Below are 23,123 nucleotides of genomic sequence, written 5' to 3'. Positions count from 1 at the left end.
CAGGAAACCGGGCCTCGGCGTCGTACGGCTACGGCCTAGTCGAGGTAGTCGCGCAGCACCTGCGAGCGCGACGGGTGGCGCAGCTTCGACATCGTCTTCGACTCGATCTGGCGGATGCGCTCGCGCGTGACGCCGTACACCTTGCCGATCTCGTCGAGGGTCTTCGGCTGACCGTCGGTGAGACCGAAGCGCATCGAGACGACGCCCGCCTCGCGCTCGGACAGGGTGTCCAGGACGGAGTGCAGCTGCTCCTGGAGGAGCGTGAAGCTGACCGCGTCGGCCGGGACGACGGCCTCGGAGTCCTCGATGAGGTCACCGAACTCGCTGTCGCCGTCCTCGCCCAGGGGGGTGTGAAGCGAGATGGGCTCGCGGCCGTACTTCTGGACCTCGATGACCTTCTCGGGGGTCATGTCGAGTTCCTTGGCCAGCTCCTCCGGGGTGGGCTCGCGGCCCAGGTCCTGGAGCATCTGGCGCTGCACGCGCGCGAGCTTGTTGATGACCTCGACCATGTGCACCGGGATACGGATGGTGCGGGCCTGGTCGGCCATGGCGCGGGTGATGGCCTGACGAATCCACCAGGTGGCGTACGTGGAGAACTTGTAGCCCTTGGTGTAGTCGAACTTCTCGACCGCGCGGATCAGACCGAGGTTGCCCTCCTGGATGAGGTCCAGGAAGAGCATGCCGCGGCCGGTGTAGCGCTTGGCCAGGGAGACCACCAGGCGGAGGTTGGCCTCCAGGAGGTGGTTCTTGGCGCGGCGGCCGTCCTCGGCGATGATCTCCAGCTCGCGCTTGAGCTTCGGCGCGAGCTTGTCGGCGTTGGCCAGCTTGTCCTCGGCGAACAGACCGGCCTCGATGCGCTTGGCGAGCTCGACCTCCTGCTCGGCGTTGAGCAGCGGGACCTTGCCGATCTGCTTGAGGTAGTCCTTGACCGGGTCGGCGGTGGCACCGGCCACGGCGACCTGCTGGGCAGGCGCGTCGTCCTCGTCGTCGTCGGAGAGGACGAAGCCCTTGTTCTCGGCCCCCTCCTCCTCCTCTTCACCGGGCTTGACGTCCTCGATGACCTCGTCCTCGGAGGCCTCGGCGTCGTCCTTGCCTGCGGTCGTCTTCTTGGCCGCCGTCTTCTTGGTGGGGACGGCCTTCTTCGCAGCCGCCTTCTTGGCGGGCGTCGTCTTCTTTGCTGCTGTCTTCTTGGCGGGCGTCTCGTCCTCAATGGCGGGCTCGGCGGCGGGAGCCGCCGGGGTGGCGGTGGCGGTGGCCTTCTTCGTGGTCACCGTCTTCGCCGCGACCGTCTTGGTGGCGGTGCGCTTGGCCGGACTCTTCGCTGCGACGCTCTTTCGGGTGCGCTTGGGCTCCGCGGCACTGACCATCAGCGTCACACCCTCTTCCTCGAGGATCTGGTTGAGGCTGCGCAGTACGTTCTTCCACTGAGTGGCCGGAATCTGGTCAGCTTCGAAGGCCCGACGCACGTCATCGCCGGCGATCTGCCCCTCAGCCTTTCCCCGCTCAATGAGAGCCATGACAGAGACGGACTCGGCGATCTCCGGCGGGAGCGTACGGGATGTGCTGGCCGACACGAACAACCTCTCGGAACGTTGAAAAACGGCTTACGGCCCCGTCCACGGCGGACAGGAGCCGACCACCGACCCGTGAAGGGCCGACGGCGCGGGCGGGGGCCGGGAAGATGCACAGCGCCTGAAACGGCGTCCGTATTCCCTCCGCGGCTGTCACCTCTTAGGTCATCGTGCTGTTCGCACGAGCGTTACGCCCAATCTGCGTGGCCCGAGTCACACCCCGTAAGCGGCTAAAAACGGTCAGAAGCGGTCAGACAAGGTCAGTCATCCATTCTGACCCCCTGCGCCGGGAGGGTGCCGCCAGCGCGCCGAGCCGTCGAGCCGTCGAGCCCCGCAGGATTCTCGGAGATCCTGCGGGGTCCGACGGAGTGGCTCGACGGCCGAACGATGCCGCAGAAGAGGAGGGGCACCCTCGGCCGCGCCGCCCGCGGTGCGCGGTCAGTGCTCGCGCGGCGCGGGCACCACGCGCTCCACCTCGGGGTGGACGGTGAGCAGTTGACGCACGGCGGCCTCCGCCGCCATGCCGTCACCGGCGGCGAGGGCGTCGACGATCCGGGCGTGGTGCGCCAGCGACGACTCGTTCGGCCGGTCACAGCCGGTCGCCGGGCCTCCGGAGACCTGCAGGGCGGCCGAGACGATCCCGGAAAGGTGCTCCAGCATGCGGTTGCCCGCCACCTGGACAAGCAGGGAATGGAACTCGGCGTCGGCCCGGGAGAAGGTGAGCGCGTCGCCCTGGTTCATGGCATGCCCCATGATCTCGACCATGTCACCGAGGCGCTGCTGGACGTCCTCGCGGCCGTGTCCGGCAGCCAGGCGCGCGGCGAGCGGTTCGATCGTCCAGCGCAGTTCGCTCAGCTCGCGGCGCTGGTCGTCGCGCTGCGGCCCGAAGGCGCGCCACTCGATGATGTCCGGGTCCAGGAGGTTCCAGTCGCTGACGGGGCGCACGCGCGTGCCGACGTTCGGGCGGGCGCTGACCAGGCCCTTCGCCTCCAGGACACGGAGCGACTCCCGGACGACGGTGCGGGAGACCTCGAAACGCTGGCCGATCTCCTCAGGGACCAGCGGCCGGTCGGCTCCCAGATCACCGGAGACGATCATCTGGCCGAGCTGCTGGACGAGTTGGCCGTGCAGTCCGCGCCCGCGGTTGCCCGCGGCCCGTCGGCCCACGCGGCCCAGCTCCGGCTCCTGGCTGTCCCAGATGGAGGCTCCGACGCGGTTGGCGGCGGGGGCTTCGGCGAAGGGGTAGCGGTCGAGTTCGCCCGGGCCGGCCAGACCGGAGTCGGCGGAGCGGGCGGCGGTCATCATGGTGTGCGCAAGGGTACTCACGGAACCTTTGTCGGCGTTGCCTCCAACTCCCTTGAGGTCTTTGGTGAAAAGCACACGAAAGGGTGATCGCTCACCCCGTCGCAATTGACGCCTTATCGGAAAGAAATGCGCTTTCGTCGGGAAGTTGTGCGCGAGTCGAGACCGGAAGCGTACGGACGGTCGTCATCGAACCCTGCTGCGCAGGGTCGTGAGCAGATATGCGCACAGCAGGGCGGTCAGCGACAACGTCAGCGCGCCGCCCACAGGTTGGGCGATCACCCGTACCGCTCCGGCCAGATAGCGCTCCCCGCCGAAGGGCCACTGGAGCAGGAGAACCTCGCGCAACCGCGCGGGAAGCCCGGCCGCCGCTCGCACGGACGTCCCCTCCAGCACTTTCTGTACGAGGGGTACGACGACGACGGGGACGGCGACCACCGCGGCGAGCCCGGCTGTGGTGGACCGGAAGATGCCGGCGGCCAGTACGCCGGCCCACGCGCACCCGACCACGAGCCCGAACCAACTCGCGCTCAGCGAGAACCAGTCGGCGGGAACATCCGCGAGTTCCCGTCCGTAGACGAGGTAGAGCACTTCCGCGTCGCAGCCCACCGTGAGAAACGCCAGCGTGAGCGCGGTGGCTGCGGCTACGACGAGTTTCGCGGTGAGCAGTCCCAGCCTGCGGGGGACACTGCCGCGGTCCGCTGCCAGGGCGGGGTGGCGGAACTCGTCGCCGAACGCGAGCGCGCCCAGCAGCCCGGCCCCGAGTGCCGCCGGTGGCAGTGGAAGCTCCCTGGGCCATGCGGCCAGCAGACGCGCCTGCGGAGTATGACCGACTCGTGCGAGGAGCACGGCGGTGAGGGCGGATGCGACGAGTACCGCGACGCCGGTGACGAACCCGGTGCCGATTCCTGCCGCGCGGCGCAGTTCGTAGCGCAGAGGACGCAAGGGGCTGGGGGCGGACCTGACGGAAATGGGGGGCGGGAGGGCGGACAGGGGGGCAAGGGCTTCGGAGGCCGTGGCGAAGGGTGAAGCGGCGCGACCGCTCTCTGCCGTGAGGCCGCTGTGCTCTTTCCGGCTCATGAGTGCCGACTGGCCACCATGCCCCTCTCGGTCGGCATGCACCGTCCGGTCATCGCATGTTTCCGGGCCACTTTGCGATGCGGGTCCGTGATCTACTCCCTGGCCGCCCCCTGTCTCCGTCCTGGCAGCCCTGGCCTCCCCGGCTCCGAGCAGCTCGCCGGATTCCGGCCCTGCGACGGCCGACTGCTTGTCCTGAGCCGCCTGCTTGTCCTGAGGCACGCGCGCGGCCTCGCCGGGGAGCAGCTCCGCTCCCGGGCCCATGTCCCCCGTTTCGTCAGCGAGTTGGTGCATGAGGATGCCGTGACGGAACGCGGTCTCGCCCACGTCGGCACACGTACTGCCGTACACGGAAAGACGGTTGCCGTCCTCCCGGACGACCTCGACGGAGCGGTGTGCCGCGCGGGCCTCCTTGGCAAGCAGCGCGGCGAGGCGGGCGGCATGGGGGGTACGGACGGCGACACGGGAGCGCAGCCTCGTACGGGCGAACGTCTCGGCCTCCTGGTCGGAGACGAGTCTGCCCTGTTCGAGCGTGATGACGTGATCTGCGGCGCGCGCGGCTTCCTTGGGCTCGGGCGTGGTGAACAGGACCGTGCCCCCCTGGGCGGCGTGCGCTCGCAGCATTCCGTGCAGCCAGCGGCTCTCCCGCGTGGAAAGCCCGGCGGCGGGATCGTCCAGCACAAGGGTGTGCGGGTCCGACAACAACGCGCAGGCCAGGCCCAGGCGTCGGTCCATGCCGCGGGACAGGGTGCCGAGCCGCTCATCACGCAGACTGACGAGACCCACCACTTCGAGCACCTCGTCGGCACGACGGACCGGCACACCGGCCGCCGCGCACAGCATCCGCAGGTGGCCGCGGACCGTGCGCGCGGGATGGCCCGGCACATCGCCCATGAGGACACCGACCTCGCGCGAGGGGTGGGCGATGCGGTGCAGCGGGCGGCCTCTGAAGTAGGTGATGCCACGGCCGTGTTGCAGTTCGAGCATCAGTCTGAGCACCGTCGTCTTGCCCGCACCAGGCGCTCCGAGGAGCGTGGTGACATGGCCTGCACGCGCTTCGAATGACACGTCGTCGACCGTGGACGGGAGGCTCTTGCGGGAGTTGCTGGTCAGTCCGAAGGCCTGGATCACCCACAGCAAGATAGCGCGTTATGTCCGTTTTCTATGGCGTCACACTTCGGGGCGCAGCATCGGCGGGTTGAGCAGAGTGGCGCCGCCGGCCCGGAAGAGCTGGGCCGGACGGCCGCCCTGCCGTGTGGTCGTACCGCCAGTGGGCACCAGGAAGCCCGGGGTACCCGTCACCTTGCGATGGAAGTTGCGCGGATCGAGTGCCACACCCCATACCGCCTCGTAGACGCGGCGCAGCTCGCCGACGGTGAACTCGGGCGGACAGAACGCGGTGGCCAGCGACGAGTACTCGATCTTCGAGCGGGCGCGCTCCACGCCGTCCGACAGGATCTGCGCATGGTCGAAGGCGAGGGGCGCGACCGGCTCCCCGTCTCGGCCGTAACCACCGTGCTGCAACAACTCCTCGACAGGCGCCCAGCGCGCGTTGCTGGCATCACCGCCTGCCCGCGGGGCGGGCAGATCGGGGGCGAGAGCCAGGTGGGCGACGCTCACCACCCGCATCCTGGGATCGCGCTTGGGATCGCCGTAGGTCGCCAACTGTTCCAGGTGTGCTCCGTTGGCCTGGACGGGGACTTCAGGGTCGTGGGCGTGCAGGCCGGTCTCCTCGGCCAGCTCACGGGCTGCGGCCTGCGCCAGGTCCTCGTCGGCCCGCACAAAGCCGCCCGGCAGTGCCCATCGTCCCTGGAACGGTGACTCGCCCCTGCGCACCGCGAGCGCGCACAGAGCGTGGCGGCGCACGGTCAGTACGACCAGATCCACAGTGACGGCGAAGGGCGGAAAGGCTGACGGGTCGTAGGCCATGCGGTGATCATAGTCGTCTGCCTGACGATAAACAGTCCCTTCGCCGACCGCACCACTGACTGATCCACGGAGGTCCGGGACAGGACGGTGCACCTCTCCCTTGCTGCTGAGTGCCGTGTCGTTCGAGGTCACGACCCCAGTTGCAGTCCCTCGGCGGCTTCCTCGACCATGGCGAGGCCGAGTCTGCTGACGCGCACCGAGAACGGGGCACCCGCGATCCTCAGGCCGGTCAGACCGATCTCGCCGAGGGGCGCACTGCGCATGGGGCGCAGTGTGACCGTCCCTGCCGGGGCGTCGGGCCGGATCCCCACGAGGGTGCTCAGCAGCAGGACTCCCGCGGCAGCCGCCGTGGCCGCGGGACGGCAGGCCGCTGGATGAGGGAGGGGCGCGCTTCCCTCAGTGCGCTGCTCTCCGGCGAACATCTCGGGGAGCCGGTGACCGAAGCTCTCAGCCGCCGCGAGCTGGCCCCGCAAGAGCGAGCCGGCCTCCTTCTCGTACCCGGCGGCGGCCAGTCCCGCGACGGCGACCGCCGTCTCGTGAACCCTTACCGCCCCGGTACGGTGGCCGAAAGGGTTGTATCCCGCCTCCTTCGTGCCCAGTCCGCGCAATCCCCACCCCGAGTCCATGGCCGGGCTGCCGAGCAGCCGGGCGAGCTGCTCGGTCTGCACTCTGTCGAGCAGCCCGGGTGCTGGTTCACCCCCGCCGAGCAGGCCGGTGTCCAGGAGATGGACGGCCGTGGCCCCGAGCTGGGGTACGAGGCGTCCGTCCGAAGCGCGCGCTGCCGCCGGGCGACCACCGCGACGATCATCGATCCAGAAATCCTCACGGAAGGCTGTCTGCAGTCGGCGGGCCCACTGACGCAATGCCGTGCCTCCCGGCCTGTCGAACGCGTCGAGCAGATCGGCGCCCAGGACGGCCGCGCGGTGCGCATGGGCCTGTGTCTCGCAGCGAACCGGGCCACCGGGCTGCGGGTCGCACAGATACGTCCCCTCCCCCGCCGCCGCCCGCAGCCACCCCAGACAACGTTCGGCTGCCGGGAGCAGTTCTTCCGTCTCCTGCCTCGAGAGCCCCCACCGAAAAGCCTCAGCGAGGAGTACGGGGAACAGCAGGGTGGCCTCGGTGCCCGTACACGCGGCCGGCAGGTGCGCCCCCGCGTCGCGGCGTGGCCCGGGGATCATGCCGGACTGCGCTGCCTGCCCCCGGAGTTGGGTGCGCGCCAGGGTGCGGAGCGTCCCGACGGCGAGTCGGGTGCCGAGCGCCAGTGTCATCCGGGCTGCGACCAGGGCGTCGGCCGGGGCCAGGCCGCAGCGCCAGGGGGCTCCGGCCGCAACATGGGTGTCGATGGGGCGTGCCGGGTCCCGCAGCAGTAAGGACTGGAGGTCGTCGATGCTCGTGCGCAGGAGATGCTCGATCGCGGGAACGTCTCCCGTTGCGCGCGCGGGAGCCAGGGGGCTGGTGGCCGCGCGCCCCGCCGCCCGGACGGGGCCCGCGCCGTCCAGGCGAACCCGCAGCTCCAGACCGGCCGTGCCGCCGGGGAGCAGGTCGAACTCCCAGCGCAGCAGGCCTGCCGACGCCAGCGCGTCAGCCGGTGGCGGATCGGCCGTGACCGACGCGGAGCCGGCCGCACAGGACCAGCGAAGGCCGGAGTCGTTGACGCTCGCGGGCAGTTCCGGGCCCGCTCGGCCCGACGCGATCGCGCCCAGGTCCGCGAGGTCCGTGCCGAGTGCCACCTCCACCGGCAGCCTCAGTGGCCGGGTGGCGGCGCTGTGCAGCGTGATGCGTTCCGTCCCGTCCGCGTGACGTGTGCGTTCGACAACGACATCGGGGTCCGGACCTCCGCCCGGCGAGACGCGCACGGTGGCCACGAAGCGTGCGCGATCCGCCGCCGTCGCCCGCGCCTGGACCGCAAGCGGCTCACGGCCGGCGATACGTACCTGACACCGGGAAAGTACGCGCCGGCCCGCGCGGTAGAAGCCTTCCAGCCCCTGACCGGTCAACTGCCCCTGATCCGTCGAGATGGCGAGGCCGGGAAGCGCCACGCAGATGATGGCCGAGTGCACCGCAGGCAGGTCGGCGGGGCCTCGGGATCCTGAGGAGCCGCTCTGTGAAGGCGGGCCGGCCGCGCCGGTCGAAGGCGGGCGAGAAGGACGACTCACAGGCGGACGCGAAGTCCGGCTCTGCGCCGCCGGTGTCGATGCACGCTGTACGGGCTCTGCCGATGGAGTCGGCCCGTCATCCCATGGCGCAGAGGGCGACGGCTCGCCGTCCCACGATGCAGAGAGGAGCAACTCGCGGTCCCAGGACGCCGGGCGGACGGGGCCCGCCCGGTCCGCCGCCGAAGCCGTGCTCCGGCGGTGCTCTGCCGTCACCGGGGTGCGCTGGACTCCAGTCGGGAACCCTGGCCCGGGCATGCCGGTATCCGTGGCCCGTGGCGGCGGACCGGCGCTTCCACTCCAAACCGTCGTCGGCGTGCCGAGGGCGGGACTGCCGCTGTCTGCGAAGGGAGGAGTCGACTGATGCAAGGGGCGCTTCCTCTGCGCTCTGCGCGGTTGGGGCGTGTTCGGCGCCCGGTGCGGGGCTCCTGATGGACATGGGCAGGACGACGGCACGGCCCGGCCAGACGTTCCGCCACTCAGGTGAACGGGGCGGGCCTGGTCAGGGTCACGCCCACGGGCCCGGCATGCGACCGAATGGCGGCGGGCCGGAGTCGCCACCCACCTGCACAGGTGGGACCACCACCCGCGTGCAACACGTCGCCGGCGGTCGCTCATCCCTCCTCCTCGGTGGCACTGACACCGGGCCGTGCGCCCTCGGGTCCGCGCGCGTCGGCCTGGCCTGCGGCGCGCCGGCGGACACCGGGGCGCGTACTGCCGACCGGCCGAGAGCGCCGACGGGTTTCCTCCGCACCCGAGGCCCGTCCCTCCCCATCCGCCGGGTTCGAACAGGCTTCGGTGCGAACACTGGGACGTACCCGCTTGCGTCGACGGGCTGCCGTCGCGGACGGCGGTGCCGGAAGGATCTCGTCGGAACCGAGCCGGGGCGCCGGAACGGCCCCATCGATTTCAGCCGGACACGGCGGCGGTGTCCCGTCGGCACAGGACGGCGACGCTGGTGGCATCCCGTCGGAGTCAGGCGAGAACGCCGCCTGGCTCCCGCCAGACCGGGGAGTGGTCGGCGACGCCGGCGCGTCGGTCCTCATCATGTCGCCGGATTGCGCGGACTCCGCCCGCACAAGTACGTCACGCCCCTCTCGTTCCGCGCGCAGGCAGCGGCGGATCGACTCCGGGTCCAGTCCCTCGTTGCAGGCCTGGTGCAGGAGCCGGGCGAAGAGGTAGCTGGGATCCGCGCCCAGGGCCATGGCCAGTGCTTCCCTGGCTTCGATCTCGTCACCCGCGGACCACGCGACCCACCCGGCGAGCGTCAGCGGGGCCGCCGCATGTTCGCCGTAGGGCCCGACGCACCGGCGGGCCAGCGCGCGCCACAGCCGCAGGGCCGGCCCGGCTTCCTCGGCCTCCATCCACTCGGCCGCGTGGTCCCGTGTCGTGCGGTCCTGGAGGCCGAGGATGAGTTGTGCCGCTTCCTGGTGCCCCAGCAGTGCGTCGTCGCGCAGGTCCGCCTGGAGAGTGCCCGAGACGGGGGACGCTTCGCCGAAACGGGTCATGGTGCGCCGGGCCAGGCGCACCGTCTCCTCAGCCACTCGGGCCCGGCTCATCACGTCGAGCATCCTCGGGACCAGGTCCATGCCGGCGGCGTCCAGGGCGGCTTCCTGCTCCAGAGCAGCCGCGGTCTCCCAGGGCTGCAGCCTGGCCCGCAACTCGCGCAGTGTGCCACGCACCTGCAGCCCGGCATATGTGGCTGCGGCGGCGAGCACCGACGTACCGGGCAGACCCATGGGGAGTCCCTCCGCGGGGCAGCATTCCTCGCTCGGGCAACAGTACGACCAATAGCGGCCGTCGGAGATGCACAGTGCTTCGATCACAGGAACGTCGAGCCGACCGCACTCGGTGCGCAGCAGCGCGGCGAGCGGGGCGAGCCCTTCCGTGATCTGCCTTCCGGTCTCACCGGCAGTCGGTTCCTGGCAGAGGTAGGCGACCATCTGCTCGGGGCGGGCGCCCCTGCGTTCGCTGCCGGTGATCAGTCCATGGGCCAACTGCCGAGCCACGGCGGCCCAGTCGTCCTTGTTCGCGGGAATGCCGAGCCGGGCACGCCCACCGAACCGGCCGCGACCGCCGCGGTCGTGCAGGGAGACCAGGACGATGCTGTCCTCGGGCCGGTACCCCAGCAGATAGGGCAGGGCGTCTGCCAGTTCGCCCGGGGTCCGCAGAGTGACCTGGTGTTCGGCGCCGTGGGCGTCGATTCCGACGCGGTCACCGACCCCTGAGCCGTCACCGCTCCGCCTTCCACTGCCCCGCCCTCCGTTGCCCTGCCCGCCGTTGTCCCGCTCGCCGTTATTACCGTTTGCAGCGGATCCAGTCGTTTCGCTGTGATTCGTCATGCGCTGACGATCTCGCGGATCGCAGCATTCCGGTTCACCCTGTGGATAAGTCCGATCAGGGCCACGACAATCAACAGTCGTCCGTCCACAGGTCGGCCGCCACGACGCCGCGCTGTCGGAGGCGCCCTGTTGTATGGGGGCATGACGCAACACGAGCAAGACGGAGTTGCGCGAGGCCGCCGACGGGATCCTCGCCCGGCTCGTCGGAGACTGCACCGGATCGTCGCGCCTGCGGGAGGACCGGTGACGGACGATCGAGGCGCCGGTCGCCGACAAGCGCCGTGCCCCGGTCGTGGAGCATGTGGGATGAGGCAGGGCAGGGGTGGCCTTCGGGGTCACGGTCCTGCTGCACAGGTCCGGCGCCGGGCCGATCGTGGTCATCTCTGCGCTGCGCGCGCTCATTCTCGACCAGGTCGACGCCGCCTCTCGATCCGGCATCAACGTCCGGACCGCCAGCGCCTCGAAACGAAGGACGGGACGAACACGTTGCCGCGCGCGCCACACGCGAACTCCACGGTCCAGCCCTGTCACAGGCGGCCACCGCCCGCGACTGTCGAGTAATGCGGTTCCCGTTTCGACCATATCTCGGCATGAGGGAGCCTCCGTTGCCCTCTGCGGGCGGGCCGACCACTGGACCGGCCGACGAGACCGCACGACGGACTGTGGCCATCGCCGATCTGCTCACCGAGCATGGCGCGCCCCCTGCCACCCTCGTCGCGATGACCCCTCCCGCAATGACCGCTGGCTGAGCCCGCTCAGACTTGCCGGCCGCCACACGGAAGCCCCCAGGAGACCCAGGAGTTGAGGTTCGTGAATCCCTATCCGGCCATGGCCAGGACGAGCGGCAGCACCTGGTCGGCTCCGCTCCGGCGCAGGAGGCGTGCACCGACAGCCAGCGTCCAGCCGGAATCGGTGTAGTCGTCGACGAGCAGGACCGGGCCGGGGGTGTCGGCCAGGGCAGCGGCGAGTTCCTCCGGCACGGTGAAGGAGGCGGCCAGGGCGCGCAGCCGCTGAGCGGAGTTGCTGCGGTGCGCCGCATGCTCGTCGGCGAGCGGGGTGTAGGCAAGGCTGCCCAAAAGGGGGAGCCTGCCGACACGGGCCAAACCGTCGGCCAGGGACGAGACCAGTCGCGGGTGACTACGGGATGGCACGGCGACGATCCCCACCGGTCGCGCCATCGCCTCAGGGGCGCCGCTTGCCCAGCCACCCGGCGAACGCGCCCAGTCGGCAACCACCGTCACCACGGCCGCCAGCACGTCGTCCGGGACCGGCCCGTCCGCCGCCTGAGCCGACAGCAGCGGGCGCAGCCGATTGCCCCAGCCGATGTCCGACAGCCTGCCCAGTGCCCGGCCCACGGACGCCTGCTGACCCGCGGGGATGCGGCCCTTGAGGTCGACGCCGACCGCCGCCATGCCCGTGGGCCACATACGGCGTGGGTCGACCTCGACCCCGGGGCGGTCCAGCTCTCCGGCCGCACCGGCGAGGGCGCCGGGGGAAACGACGGGATCGAGCCAGGGCCCGGCGCAGGTGTCGCAACGACCGCAGGGGGCCGCCTTCTCGTCGTCCAGCTGCCTCTGCAAGAACTCCATCCGGCACCCTGTGGTCGCCACGTAGTCCCGCATGGCCTGCTGCTCGGCCTCCCGCTGACGCGCCACCCAGGCATACCGCTCCGCGTCGTACGACCACGGCCGCCCGGTGGCAGTCCAGCCGCCCTTCACCCGCTTGACCGCTCCGTCCACGTCCAGGACCTTCAACATCGTCTCCAGGCGCGAGCGCCGAAGATCCACCAACGGCTCCAGCGCCGGCAGCGACAACGGCCGGCCGGCCTCCTCCAGAACCGCCAGCGTGCGACGGACCTGCTCCTCGGGCGGGAAGCCCACCGAAGCGAAGTAAGCCCAGATCGCCTCGTCCTCCCGCCCGGGCAGCAGCAGCACATCCGCATGGTCCACGCCACGCCCCGCACGTCCGACCTGCTGGTAGTAGGCGATCGGAGACGAGGGTGACCCCATGTGCACGACGAATCCGAGGTCCGGCTTGTCGAAGCCCATCCCCAGTGCCGATGTCGCCACCAGCGCCTTCACCCGGTTCGCCAGCAGATCCTCCTCCGCCTGCAACCGGTCGGCGTTCTCCGTCTTTCCGGTGTAGGAAGCCACCGGGTACCCGCGCTGCCGCAGGAACGCCGCGACCTCGTCCGCCGCCGCCACCGTCAGCGTGTAGATGATCCCTGAACCCGGCAGATCCCCCAGCCGCTCCCCCAGCCACGCCAGCCGATGCGCCGCGTCCGGCAACTGCAGCACTCCCAGGCGCAGGCTCTCCCGGTCCAGCGGACCCCGCAGAACCAGTGCTTCGCCACCCCCGGTGCCCAGTTGCTCAGCCACATCCGCGGTCACCCGCGCGTTCGCGGTCGCCGTCGTGGCCAGCACGGGCACACCCGCGGGCAACTCCACCAGCATCGTGCGCAGCCGCCGGTAGTCGGGCCTGAAGTCGTGCCCCCAGTCCGAGATGCAGTGTGCCTCGTCGACCACCAGCAGGCCGGTCGTCGCCGCCAGCCGCGGCAGCACCGCTTCACGGAAATCAGGCGAGTTCAAGCGCTCCGGACTCACCAGCAGCACATCCACGGTCCCTGCCGCGACCTCGGCCTGGATCGCCTCCCACTCCTCCGGATTGGCCGAATTGATCGTTCGCGCAGCGATCCCCGCCCGTGCCGCCGACTCGACCTGGTTCCGCATGAGCGCCAGCAACGGCGAGATGATCACCGTGGGGCCCGCGCCCCGCCGCCTCAGCAGCGACGTGGCGACGAAATACACCGCAGACTTCCCCCACCCCGTCCGCTGCACCACCAACGCACGCCGATGCCCCACCACCAGCGCCTCGATCGCCTGCCACTGATCCTCACGCAGCCGGGCGCCGTCACTCCCGCCCCCCACCAGACGGGCCAGCACAGCATCAGCCTCGGCACGCAAATCCAAGTCGCTCATGCCCCCCATGCAACCCCACAGCACTGACACTGCGCGAACCCGCAGCCCTCGCCTACGATCCCCAGCCCTCAGCGCCCAAAGCCCGGCAAGAGCGAGAGCACCGCTCCGTCCGCCCCCTTCGCCACCCGCTGTCCGTACGTCAGTGAGCGCCGCGGCCGGCTGAAGCACTCGGTCCGGATGTCCAACTCAGACAGGGCAGGCAACCCGTGTGCCCCCGGCATCCGCGAGGGCCTGCATCGTCCTCTGTCAGAAGCCGGATTCCTGTCCGGCTGGGGCAACCAGCTTCGTCCGCCGCTCGCACCCCGGCCCGGGCTTCCCTCCCGGACAGCGTGGCGAACGCCTCCGTGACGATGCCGGCCGAGTGAGCCAAGTCGCCCGGAGGCTGGGTCTCTGGCGCCTCCGAGGCACCGGCCCGACCCGTCCGGTCGGCCGTCCCGCCCCGCACAGCCGGCCCGGGCCGGTCCAGTGGAGGCGGAACCGGATCTCCACCCTCGCTCGCATCACGCTCCTCGAGTCCCTGGCGTACACGAATGATTCCGCCGAGCACCCTGCCGCACCCCGTCCGACGACGCCGGCGTCTGCGGGCCCTGAACGAGGCTCTCGTCGCGCCTCCGCCCCCGCGGGACGCGCTACGGGCTTCCACTGCTCCCGTACCGCTCGTCGACGACATGCCTGGGACCGGCCGAAGGCCCACGGTCGTCGCCCAACTGCTGTTGCGGTCGGGCATCCAGGGATTGTGGCTTCGGTACTGGTTGGACGAGGCTGAAGAGGCACTGGAGGCAGCACCGCTCCCCGCGCGCATACCGATTCAGGTCCCGAAGAGCCGGGCCCGGAGGCCCCAGGCATCGCCCGGTAAAACACTGGGTAGGGATATAAGCCACCAACTATCCGATTCGGGTCAGCAGGCCCAATTGCTCGTTGCCGCAACCAAGTTCGACAGGAAGAATTGAGGTCCGCTCCCCGCACGGCTCGTCCATGGACCGGTAGGGCTCTGCTGCGGTGCGCGCTCCCCGAATCCGACCCCGCCCGCAGTATGGGCGCGTAGCCGAAGGGAGGACCGTGACCTTCGGACTCGCTCCGTCCTCCGCGGCGTCCACGTCGTCAGCCGACTTGTCCGCCGCGTCCGCCAACCCTCTGGCCCGTCTGCTCGAACCCGCGGAGTGGGCGGAGGCCGGCATCCCGCTTCTGCGCAACCCGCGCGAGGTTGTCAGCGGGCTGCACTCGCGCCACCGCCCCAAGCCGGCGACCGCGATCGTGGCGGTCCTCGACCCGGACGAACGATTGCGGGCGAGCGCCTCGTTCACGCGCCGCCCGGCACCGGCCGACGGCTGGATGTTCCGGAACACACTGCTCGCGCAGCTCCGTCGGGTGATCCCGCACGATCTGCGGCGGCGCACACCCGTGCGGACCGCCGTGCTGCTCTACTGCCGCGAGGGCGACGCACGTTGGACGGAGGAGGACGGCGCGTGGATGTGGGGTCTGCGCGACGCCTGCACCCTGCACGGGCTGCGTTGCGGGGCGTACATCACGCTGACGCGCGACGGCTGGCAGGTCCTCGGCGAGGGACGCGGCGGGCGCCGGCCGAACGCGGACTCCGCGCCGGAGCCCTTCGCGACGTCCGAGTCACCGCCGCTGCTGCCGCGTACCGGTGGTGTCGCCTCTGAGGTCCTGCGCCGAGCAGCAGCTCGCTGAGAACCCAAGACCGTCCCGAATCACCGTTCTACGGCCGTACGTCCTCGACGTACGGCCGACAACCGGAAGGCGCACCAGGCGCACCGGGCGCACGCGTTCCCGGATGGGGAGGCGACAATTGCGAGCCGTTCACCCGGCATGCAAAGCCATGGACACGCTGGAAGCCTCGCCGAGAAGGTGCCGCACATGCGGCACCTTTCGTCACCCCACGTGTCCCCGAACATACGGGGACCAAGTTCAGATGCCGACGCCCAGTGCGGAGTTGACCTGCTGCGGGTCGCCGCAGACGATCAGCAGAGCACCTGCCCGCGCACGAGCCAGAGGCAGTGCGTCGGCGACAGCGGCGGAACCGCCGTTGACGGCGACCACGACCACGGGACGCGACGCGGCACGCGCGGCCGCGGTGGCGTCCGCGTAGAACACGTCGTCACCGGCATCGTGTTGCGCCCAGTAGGCGGCTTCGCCGAAGGACAGTTCGTGGACGGCCCACGGATGGTGCTCGCCGGTGGTGATCACCAGCACGTCACCGGGGGCACGGCCCGACTCCAGCAGAAGGTCGACGGCTTCCTCGGCAGCGTCGAGCGCACCAGCGGCCGAGGCCGGGATGAGCTGGATCTGCGGAGTCGCCGAGGCCGAAGCGGGGAGGGAGGCGGCGGGGACAGTGGGGCCCGGCAGTTCGGGCTCGGCCACGGCCACGTCGTGCGGCGTCCGTTGCACCGGCGGCGCGGGCCGCAGGGGGCCGGGACGACCGGGGCGCGGCGGAGCCACGGGGCGGGGGCCGGGTACGGGACGGGGGGTCGGCGCGGTGCGGCCGCTGGCCGTTGTGGCGCGGGGACCCTGGGCACTCTCGTGAATCTGAGGCTCCTCGGGAATGAGAGGCATGAGCTGATGTCTATCAAACGTTCGTGCGGCTCGCGTCAGCGGGTGGCACATCGAGGCGAGCGGAATCGTCAGAAGTCGAAGCCGAGCTGACCCTCGATCTTCGGAGCGCTTCCGTTCGCCCAACTGCGGGCCTTCTTGAGGTGCTGCCACTGGGGCAGCGCATCAAGATACGCCCACGACAAGCGGTGGTGCGGGGTGGGGCCCCGAACCTCCAGGGCGGCCTTGTGCACGGGTGAGGGATACCCGGCGTTGGCCGCAAAACCGAAGTCTGCATGGTCGATACCCAGTTCGGCCATCATTTTGTCGCGCTGAACCTTGGCGATCACCGAGGCGGCTGCGACCGCCACACAGGACTGGTCACCCTTGATCACGGTCCTGACCTTCCAGGGCGCGCCGAGGTAGTCGTGCTTCCCGTCGAGGATCACCGCGTCGGGACGGACGGGAAGAGTCTCCAGAGCACGCACGGCGGCGATGCGCAGGGCGGCAGTCATCCCCAGGTCGTCGATCTCCTGCGGAGTCGCGTGCCCCAGTGCGTACGACGTCACCCACTTCCGCAGTTCCTCGGCGAGTTCGGTGCGGCGTTTGACGCTGAGCAGCTTGGAGTCGGTGAGGCCATGGGGCGCTCGACGCAGTCCGGTGACCGCCGCGCAGACGGTGACAGGTCCGGCCCAGGCGCCTCGCCCCACCTCGTCGACACCAGCAATGATCTTCGCTCCGGTCGTGGCGCGGAGGGAGCGCTCGACGGTGTGAGTAGGCGGTTCGTACGGCATGGCGCCCTTAGCTTACGCCGCCCGGATCACCGTGCGACACCACGGTTTTCCCTGGCGGTGCCGAGACCCACCCTCAGCGGTCACGGACCGACCGGGCGCAGCAGCGGCAGGACGAACTGGTCGATCATCTCTTCGACGTCCTCGTCACTCCATTCGCTTCCGCGCATCTTGGAGCGATACATCATCATGGCGGGCATGGCGTCGAATACGTAGTCGTTCGCAGCGTCGGGCCGCACCTCGCCCCGCTCTATACCTCGGGTGACGATCTCACGCAGCAGCTTGACGCTCGGCTCGACAACCCCGTTGAAGATCACCGCATGGAAGCGCTCCGCCTGGACCTGATCGCATTCGTGAATGACTGCGCGCAGCGCGAATCCGGGGCGCGAGAACATGGCCTCGCGTGCCTGTCGGCACAGTTCGAGCAGGTCCTCGCGCACGCCGCCGAGGTCGGGGGCCTCCTCGAAACGCGGCAGTCCGGCTCGAAGGGCATCCGCGACGAGGTCCTCCTTGGACGGCCAGCGACGGTAGACCGCAGCCTTGCCCGTCTGGGCTCCAGCCGCGACACCTTCCATCGTGAGGCCGTTCCAGCCGACGGTACTGAGCTGCTCCAGTGCGGCATCGAGAATCGCGCGCTCCAGCACTGCTCCACGCCGGCGAAGGGAGGCCGTCGGAGCGGGGGCGGCCGTCCAGCGCGAGGTAACCATCTGAGTGTCTCCAGCGGACAGGGAAGCGGGGATTCCGGGACGGAAGGGACGCCGCGCGGTGACATAGGGGGATACGCCGCGCGCCGACAAAACTTAAGTGAACGCTTGCGTTCACTACTGGGGACTCACTACCGTCGACACAGCAGTGAACGCGACCGTTCACTAACGCGTTTGTGGGGGACCCATCGTGACAACCTCTCAGTTGAGCAATGATCAGAAACCAGGTGCGGCCCGCCGGGAAGGGCATCCCGGCATCGCGCTCGCTGTCATCGCGGCCTGCCAACTCATGGTGGTCCTCGACGCGACGATTGTGAACATCGCGCTGCCGCACATTCAAGACGCGCTCGAGTTCAGCACCACCGACCTCACATGGGTCGTCAGCGCCTACACACTCACCTTCGGCGGGCTGCTGCTTCTGGGCGGCCGGGCGGGTGACATCCTCGGGCGCCGCCGGGTCTTCATGACCGGCATCCTGCTCTTCACCTTCGCATCGCTGCTCGGCGGGCTCGCCCAGGAACCCTGGCAACTGCTGGCCGCACGCGTCCTCCAGGGCATGGGCGGCGCGATCGCTTCGCCCACCTCGCTGGCCCTGATCACCACCACGTTCCCCGAAGGGCCCGAGCGGAACCGGGCCTTCGGTGTCTTCGCCGCCGTCTCCGCGGGCGGTGGTGCCATCGGCCTGCTGGCGGGAGGCATGCTCACCGAGTGGCTCGACTGGCGATGGGTGCTCTTCGTCAACGTGCCGATCGGTGTACTGATCGCGGTACTGGCGCCGCTGTACATCAGCGAGTCCGAGCGACACACCGGCCGCTTCGACATCGCGGGCGCCCTGACCTCCACCGGAGGCATGGCCCTGCTCGTCTACGGCTTCATCCGGGCCGCCGACGAGGGCTGGCAGGACAGCCTGACCATCGGATCCTTCGGTATCGCCGTGGTGCTCCTGCTCGCCTTCGCGTTCATCGAGTCGCGCGCCAAGGAGCCGATCACCCCCCTGCGGATGTTCGCCGACCGCAATCGCTCGGGCACATACGTGATCATGCTGAGCCTCGCTGCAGCGATGTTCGGCATGTTCTTCTACATCGTGCTCTTCGTGCAGAACGTGCTGGACTACACCCCGATCCAGGCCGGCCTCGCCTTCCTGCCCGTGACCGTCGTGATCGCGCTCGGTGCGGGTCTGTCGCAACGGTTCCTGCCGGTGCTCGGCCCCAAGCCGTTCATGCTCACGGGTTCCGCGCTCGCGATGACCGGGCTCGCCTGGCAGGCACTCATAAGCTCCGACAGCTCCTACGTCGGTGGAGTACTGGGCCCGATGCTGATCTTCGGCTTCGGCATGGGCCTGAACTTCGTGACTCTGACGATCACAGCAGTCTCCGGCGTCGCCCCGCACGAGGCGGGCGCCGCCTCCGGACTGCTCAACGCCACCCAGCAGGTGGGCGGTTCGCTCGGCCTGTCCATCCTGACGACGGTGTTCGGATCGGCCAGCAAGGACGAGGCGGCGAAGCAACTGCCGAAGTTCATGGCGGACGGTTCTGCGGAGCAGAAGGCGGAGTTCGCCAAGACGCACCAGCTCCCTGCCCCCTGGGGGCACGAGGTGCTCACTCAGGGCATCTCGACGGGCTTCGTCGCGGCTGCCGCGATGGCTGTACTCGCCCTGGTCAGCGCCGGGCTGGTGATCAAGGTCCGCAAGAGCGATCTGGAGGCGCTCGCCGGCTCGGCCGGTCCGGGACTCGGCTGATCCAGCCGGGCTCACGATGAGCAGCGAACGGCCGGGCCGGGTCCGCAGGACCGGTCGCAAGAACGACGGTCCGGTCATCCGCACAGAGAACACCGACAGCAGCACAGCGACCACGAACCCCGACCACAACCTCATGACCGCACCTCCCGCCCCTTGTGTGGATCCTGAGCGCTCCACAGCCCATGCGGCGCATGGACAACTGCCACGACAACGAGCGGATGGTCACGCAGAGTTCCCGGCATGCACGGAGAGTTTCGACGATGCGGGCGCCGGGCCTTACTCCGTCGCCCGCAGCCATGCGGGAAAGGCCTCGGTCCGCTCCACCCACTCGGCGGGCGGCGCCCCGGCCTTCCCCGCCGCGATCACACCGCCCACGATGGCGCAGGTCGTGTCCACGTCTCCGCCGACCTGGGCGGTCGTCCAGAACGCCGCTTCATAGTCGCCGAGGGACCGGGCGGCCGACCAGAGTGCGAAAGGCACGGTGTCGTGGGCCGTCGTCCGGCGCCCGCAGCCCAGAACGGCCGCGACGGTGGAGGCATCGCCGTAGTCCAGCATGTCCCGGGCTCGCCGCAGGCCCGCCCCGACGGCACTCTTCGGGACGAGCGCGATGACGCCGTCGAGAAGCGCTCCGGGGCTGGGCGGGCCCTCGGGACCGGCGGCCAGCGCGGCAGCCGCAGCGACAGCCATGGCACCGACGACGGCCTCACGGTGCTGGTGCGTGGGATACGCCGAGATCTCCGCCTGGTGAGTCGCCTGCTCCGGATCGTCGGCGTAGTAGGCCCCGAGAGGCGGGATCCGCATCGCGGCGCCGTTACCCCAGGACCCCTGCCCGTTGAAGAGGGCCGCGGCGAGCTCGCGCCAGTCGCCGCCCTCCCGGACCAGCCGCAGCAGACGGTTCACGGCGGGGCCGTAGCCCCGGTCGAAGTCGTGGTGATGGGCGAACGAGTGGGCCAGCGCGTCCTGGTCGATGCGGTGGTGTGCCCCCAGAACGGCCACGACGGAGCAGGCCATCTCGGTGTCGTCCGTCCACTGCCAGCGGCCGGGCGGCAGCTCTCGGTCCTTCAGCAGGGGGTAGTTCACCGGCACGAAGAACTGCGAGCCCAGCGCGTCGCCGACGGCCAGACCACGCAGACTGGCCAGGGCGCGGTCCAGGCGCCCGTCGGGAGAGGAGTCAGCGGTCATCGGTCTGCCACTCTAGTCGGTCATCCCGTACGGCTCCGGATCCCGCCAGCGTTGGAACGGCCGGTCCATTGCGTACTTGTCGTCGTCCCCGAGAACGAGCATCCGCATCTCCGCGTTCCCCGGGTTCGCCAGCGACTCGAATTCCGCGACCGTCCAGTGGAACCAGCGCATGCAGAACAGCCGCATGGCCAGCCCGTGCGTCACGATCAGGACGTTCGGCGGATGGTCGGGCGCCTCGAAACTGCGGAACAGGCTCTCCAGGAAGCCGCCGACCCGGTCGTACACGTCGGCCCCGGACTCGCCCTGGGCGAACCGGTAGAAGAAGTGCCCGTAGGCGTCCCGGTACGCCTTCTGGAGGCGCACGTCGTCGCGGTCCTGCCAGTTCCCCCAGTCCTGTTCCCGCAGCCGAGGTTCCTCGCGCACTCGTATGAGATCGGAGTCCAGGTGGAAGGCCCGAAGCGTCTCGTGCGTGCGGCGGTACGGGGAGACGTACACGCTGATCTGTTCACGGCCGAAGACCTCGCGCAGCCGCTTGCCAGTCTCCTCGGCCTGCCGCCAGCCCTGCTCCGTCAGGGCCAGGGCGTGATCGGGTTCGCGTTCATACACGGTGTCATCAACATTGCCCGTTGACTCCCCGTGCCGGACAAGGACGATGCGCCGTGGTCGTGCCATGCCAAAACCCTAGATCGAGTGGGCCCGGATCGAGCACTCGTACAGGCTCCATACGGCGTAGGTCACACAGATTCTGGACCACTAGCCACATTTGGAAGCACTTACGCCGAGTTCGGAATTCAAACCGTCCAAGCCGGTTCGAGGTCCAGGATGTCCCCCGTGAGGGCCGCGACGTCGGCTTCCGTCTGAGCCCGCAGGGCGAGCCGTTCCACGCGTTCGGTGCGGTACTTGCCATGCTCTGCGGCCGACCGCCACATGGAGAGCACCAGGAACTCGTGCCCGGGAGCCTCACCGAACAGTCCGCGGATCATGCCGGGCGAACCGGCCATCGCTGGGTTCCAGACCTTCTCCTGCATCAACGCGAAGTGCTCCGCACGCTCCTCATGGACACGGCAGTGAGCGAATCGCACCAGGTCGGTGTCGGTGAAGCGGGGTTCGAAGCCCGTCTTCACGTCGAAGCGGTAGTCGAACAACTTGACCTGGACGTCCTTGAACGTGCCTGACTGCGCCGCCGCGAGCCGGTCGTGGGAACGCGCCATGAAGGAGTCGTAGAAGGAGCGGCTCTCCCAGAAGGAGAAGACGTGCGCCACACCCTGCCGCCCCCGGCTCCAGCCTCCGCCCTGTCCCCGAAACCCCGGCTCCCCCAGAAGCCCCGCCCACTTTCGCTGCCCCCGCTCGAAGCCGCGGCGGTCCACCACGGTGCAGCGAATCCACTTGACCAGCACCGCGCCATCGTAAGGCCACGGAGCGTGGCGGCGGTCACGCTCGGCGGCAGAGCCGACCCACAAGTGACGGACACGCGTGGCAGGATGGACAACCGGTCTTGTCTGACCGGCAGTTCGGCCCGTGGACACAGGGGGAAGGGGACGTCTGGTGAGCGCGATCAACAAGGGGATCCGCAAGGTTGAAGTCGCACTCAAGTGGGATCCGAGTCCGACGGGGCAGCCGGACACCGACCTGGACATCGTTGCCGCGACCTACGTGGCCGGCGATCCGTACGGCGATCCCGCCTATGTGGTGCACTTCGACAGCCGATCCCCCGACGGCACGATCTATCTCAACCGGGACAGCAAGGACGGCAAGGGCTTCGGCTGGGACGAGGTGATGACCCTCGAACTCGAGCGGCTGGACGCCCGGTACGCGCGCGTGGTGGTCGGTGCCGTCATCCAGCAGCGCTCCGCGCACCGCACTTTCGTCGGTGTGGCCAACCCGGCTCTACGCATCCGTGAGGGTTACACGGTGCTGGCCGAGGACGACTTCGGCAGCGTTCTCGGCGCGACAGCTGCGACGATCGGGGAGTTCGTACGTCAGGAAGACGGCACCTGGGACTTCCACCCCGGGATCAACGGCTTCGAGGACGACCCTGCGACCTTCACCCGGAGCATGGGCCGGGCGTGACGAGTCAGCCGGCGGTCCAGCCGGGGACCGTCGGCAGCACCGTCTCGGCGACCCGGAGCAAGGCGAGGTCATCGGGCACGACGTCGTCCTGGCGCCATATGGCGATTTCGTAGAAGCCGCCGCCGTCCTTGGTGTCCTTGGCGACCAGCAGGCTGCGGGCGATGCCGCCGGGGCCGGTGTCGACCTTGCTGTCACCGCCGAAGCTGAATTTCAGAGCGATGGTCCGGTCCGAGTAGAGGACCGCCGGGTGCCCGCCTATCGTCTTGGGCTGCGCGGTGCTCCCGAGGAAGGCGGCCATCTCGGCCACCGGAATGTCGTCGTCCGACGTCGAGAGCTTCACGGAGTAGGTGGCCAGTTGGACCTCGGCCTCGGGTGTGACGTCCTTGGTGCCGTCGGCCCAGGTGCTCGTGCTCTCGTTGCCGCTGGCGTTCATCGCGGACTCGGTCGGCGTGCCGAGAAGAGCGGGCAGGTCCGCACGGTTCAGCGCCGTGCACAACTGGACCCCGGAAACGGGCTTGGACGGCCGGGCGTCATCCGTGGCATCGCACACGGCGGGTTCGGGCTCCTTCTGCTGAAAGGTCCCTGACAACAGAAGAGCTGCGAGCCCCCCGACCACCACGAGCGCCGCGAGGACCTGACCCCATCCGCTGCGGCCCTGCTTCGGTTCCGCCACGCTCTTTGTGGCATCGGCGATCTGCTGCTCGGTCATGGCCCTGTCTCCCCCACTGCTCTTCGC

17 protein-coding genes are annotated in these 23,123 nt (G+C 69.8%); 3 read left to right on the top strand and 14 right to left on the bottom strand.

Annotation, left to right across the window (positions count from 1 at the left end; genetic code table 11):
- Nucleotides 1-35: 35 nt before the first annotated feature.
- The 7 genes from ACFYRX_RS08920 to ACFYRX_RS08890 form a co-directional block, all read right to left on the bottom strand.
- Complete coding sequence (locus ACFYRX_RS08920) at nt 36-1,574, bottom strand: RNA polymerase sigma factor (protein ID WP_389097661.1); 1,539 nt, start codon at nt 1,572-1,574, stop codon at nt 36-38.
- Nucleotides 1,575-2,009: 435 nt separating this feature from the next.
- The gene (locus ACFYRX_RS08915; protein WP_389097660.1) at nt 2,010-2,897 is read right to left on the bottom strand and encodes a FadR/GntR family transcriptional regulator; all 888 of its coding nucleotides are present in this window, start codon (nt 2,895-2,897) and stop codon (nt 2,010-2,012) included.
- A gap of 162 nt (nt 2,898-3,059) precedes the next feature.
- Nucleotides 3,060-5,081, bottom strand: coding sequence for an ATP-binding cassette domain-containing protein (locus tag ACFYRX_RS08910; RefSeq protein ID WP_389097659.1), 2,022 nt, complete (start codon nt 5,079-5,081; stop codon nt 3,060-3,062).
- A 39-nt stretch (nt 5,082-5,120) separates the two neighbouring features.
- Complete coding sequence (locus tag ACFYRX_RS08905; protein WP_389097658.1) at nt 5,121-5,879, bottom strand: NUDIX domain-containing protein; 759 nt, start codon at nt 5,877-5,879, stop codon at nt 5,121-5,123.
- A gap of 128 nt (nt 5,880-6,007) precedes the next feature.
- Nucleotides 6,008-7,939 (bottom strand): glycogen debranching N-terminal domain-containing protein, encoded by a 1,932-nt coding sequence (locus tag ACFYRX_RS08900; RefSeq protein WP_389097657.1) that lies wholly within the window; start codon nt 7,937-7,939, stop codon nt 6,008-6,010.
- A gap of 707 nt (nt 7,940-8,646) precedes the next feature.
- Complete coding sequence (locus tag ACFYRX_RS08895) at nt 8,647-10,374, bottom strand: DUF4192 family protein (protein WP_389097656.1); 1,728 nt, start codon at nt 10,372-10,374, stop codon at nt 8,647-8,649.
- 818 nt (nt 10,375-11,192) lie between these two features.
- A complete protein-coding gene (locus ACFYRX_RS08890; RefSeq protein ID WP_389097655.1) occupies nt 11,193-13,352 on the bottom strand; it encodes a DEAD/DEAH box helicase in 2,160 nt (719 codons plus the stop codon).
- A 1,059-nt stretch (nt 13,353-14,411) separates the two neighbouring features.
- Here ACFYRX_RS08890 and ACFYRX_RS08885 point away from each other — a divergent pair.
- A complete protein-coding gene (locus ACFYRX_RS08885) occupies nt 14,412-15,044 on the top strand; it encodes a hypothetical protein (protein WP_389097654.1) in 633 nt (210 codons plus the stop codon).
- A 237-nt stretch (nt 15,045-15,281) separates the two neighbouring features.
- Here the strand turns inward: ACFYRX_RS08885 and ACFYRX_RS08880 are convergent, their stop codons facing one another.
- The 3 genes from ACFYRX_RS08880 to ACFYRX_RS08870 all read right to left on the bottom strand — a co-directional run bounded on the left by ACFYRX_RS08880 (nt 15,282) and on the right by ACFYRX_RS08870 (nt 17,400).
- Nucleotides 15,282-15,926, bottom strand: coding sequence for a hypothetical protein (locus ACFYRX_RS08880; RefSeq protein ID WP_389097653.1), 645 nt, complete (start codon nt 15,924-15,926; stop codon nt 15,282-15,284).
- A gap of 68 nt (nt 15,927-15,994) precedes the next feature.
- Entirely contained in the window at nt 15,995-16,696 is a 702-nt protein-coding gene (locus tag ACFYRX_RS08875; RefSeq protein ID WP_389097652.1) for a ribonuclease HII, read from the bottom strand.
- An 80-nt stretch (nt 16,697-16,776) separates the two neighbouring features.
- Nucleotides 16,777-17,400: a TetR/AcrR family transcriptional regulator gene (locus tag ACFYRX_RS08870; RefSeq protein WP_389097651.1), complete on the bottom strand. Its 624-nt coding sequence runs from the start codon at nt 17,398-17,400 to the stop codon at nt 16,777-16,779.
- Between the two features lie 187 nt (nt 17,401-17,587).
- Between ACFYRX_RS08870 and ACFYRX_RS08865 the strand changes: the two genes are divergently transcribed.
- Nucleotides 17,588-19,135: an MFS transporter gene (locus ACFYRX_RS08865; RefSeq protein ID WP_389097650.1), complete on the top strand. Its 1,548-nt coding sequence runs from the start codon at nt 17,588-17,590 to the stop codon at nt 19,133-19,135.
- A gap of 276 nt (nt 19,136-19,411) precedes the next feature.
- On the opposite strand, the gene ACFYRX_RS08860 is transcribed toward ACFYRX_RS08865, so the two are convergent.
- The 3 genes from ACFYRX_RS08860 to ACFYRX_RS08850 all read right to left on the bottom strand — a co-directional run bounded on the left by ACFYRX_RS08860 (nt 19,412) and on the right by ACFYRX_RS08850 (nt 21,714).
- On the bottom strand, nt 19,412-20,317 hold the full coding sequence (locus ACFYRX_RS08860; RefSeq protein WP_389097649.1) for an ADP-ribosylglycohydrolase family protein: 906 nt from the start codon (nt 20,315-20,317) through the stop codon (nt 19,412-19,414).
- 12 nt (nt 20,318-20,329) lie between these two features.
- A complete protein-coding gene (locus tag ACFYRX_RS08855) occupies nt 20,330-20,989 on the bottom strand; it encodes a histidine phosphatase family protein (protein ID WP_389097648.1) in 660 nt (219 codons plus the stop codon).
- 119 nt (nt 20,990-21,108) lie between these two features.
- Nucleotides 21,109-21,714 carry a YdbC family protein gene (locus ACFYRX_RS08850; RefSeq protein ID WP_389097647.1) on the bottom strand — a complete coding sequence of 202 codons (606 nt, stop codon included), beginning with the start codon at nt 21,712-21,714 and terminating at the stop codon, nt 21,109-21,111.
- 148 nt (nt 21,715-21,862) lie between these two features.
- On the opposite strand from ACFYRX_RS08850, the gene ACFYRX_RS08845 reads away from it, so the two are divergent.
- Entirely contained in the window at nt 21,863-22,387 is a 525-nt protein-coding gene (locus ACFYRX_RS08845) for a TerD family protein (protein WP_389097646.1), read from the top strand.
- 4 nt (nt 22,388-22,391) lie between these two features.
- Here the strand turns inward: ACFYRX_RS08845 and ACFYRX_RS08840 are convergent, their stop codons facing one another.
- Nucleotides 22,392-23,096: a DUF6215 domain-containing protein gene (locus ACFYRX_RS08840; protein WP_389097645.1), complete on the bottom strand. Its 705-nt coding sequence runs from the start codon at nt 23,094-23,096 to the stop codon at nt 22,392-22,394.
- Nucleotides 23,097-23,123: the final 27 nt, after the last annotated feature.

It is taken from the genome of Streptomyces sp. NPDC005374, assembly GCF_042872225.1.
Lineage (GTDB): Bacteria > Actinomycetota > Actinomycetes > Streptomycetales > Streptomycetaceae > Streptomyces.
The sequence above is the reverse complement of the archived record's forward strand: the minus strand, read 5'-3'. Positions and strand labels throughout refer to the sequence as shown.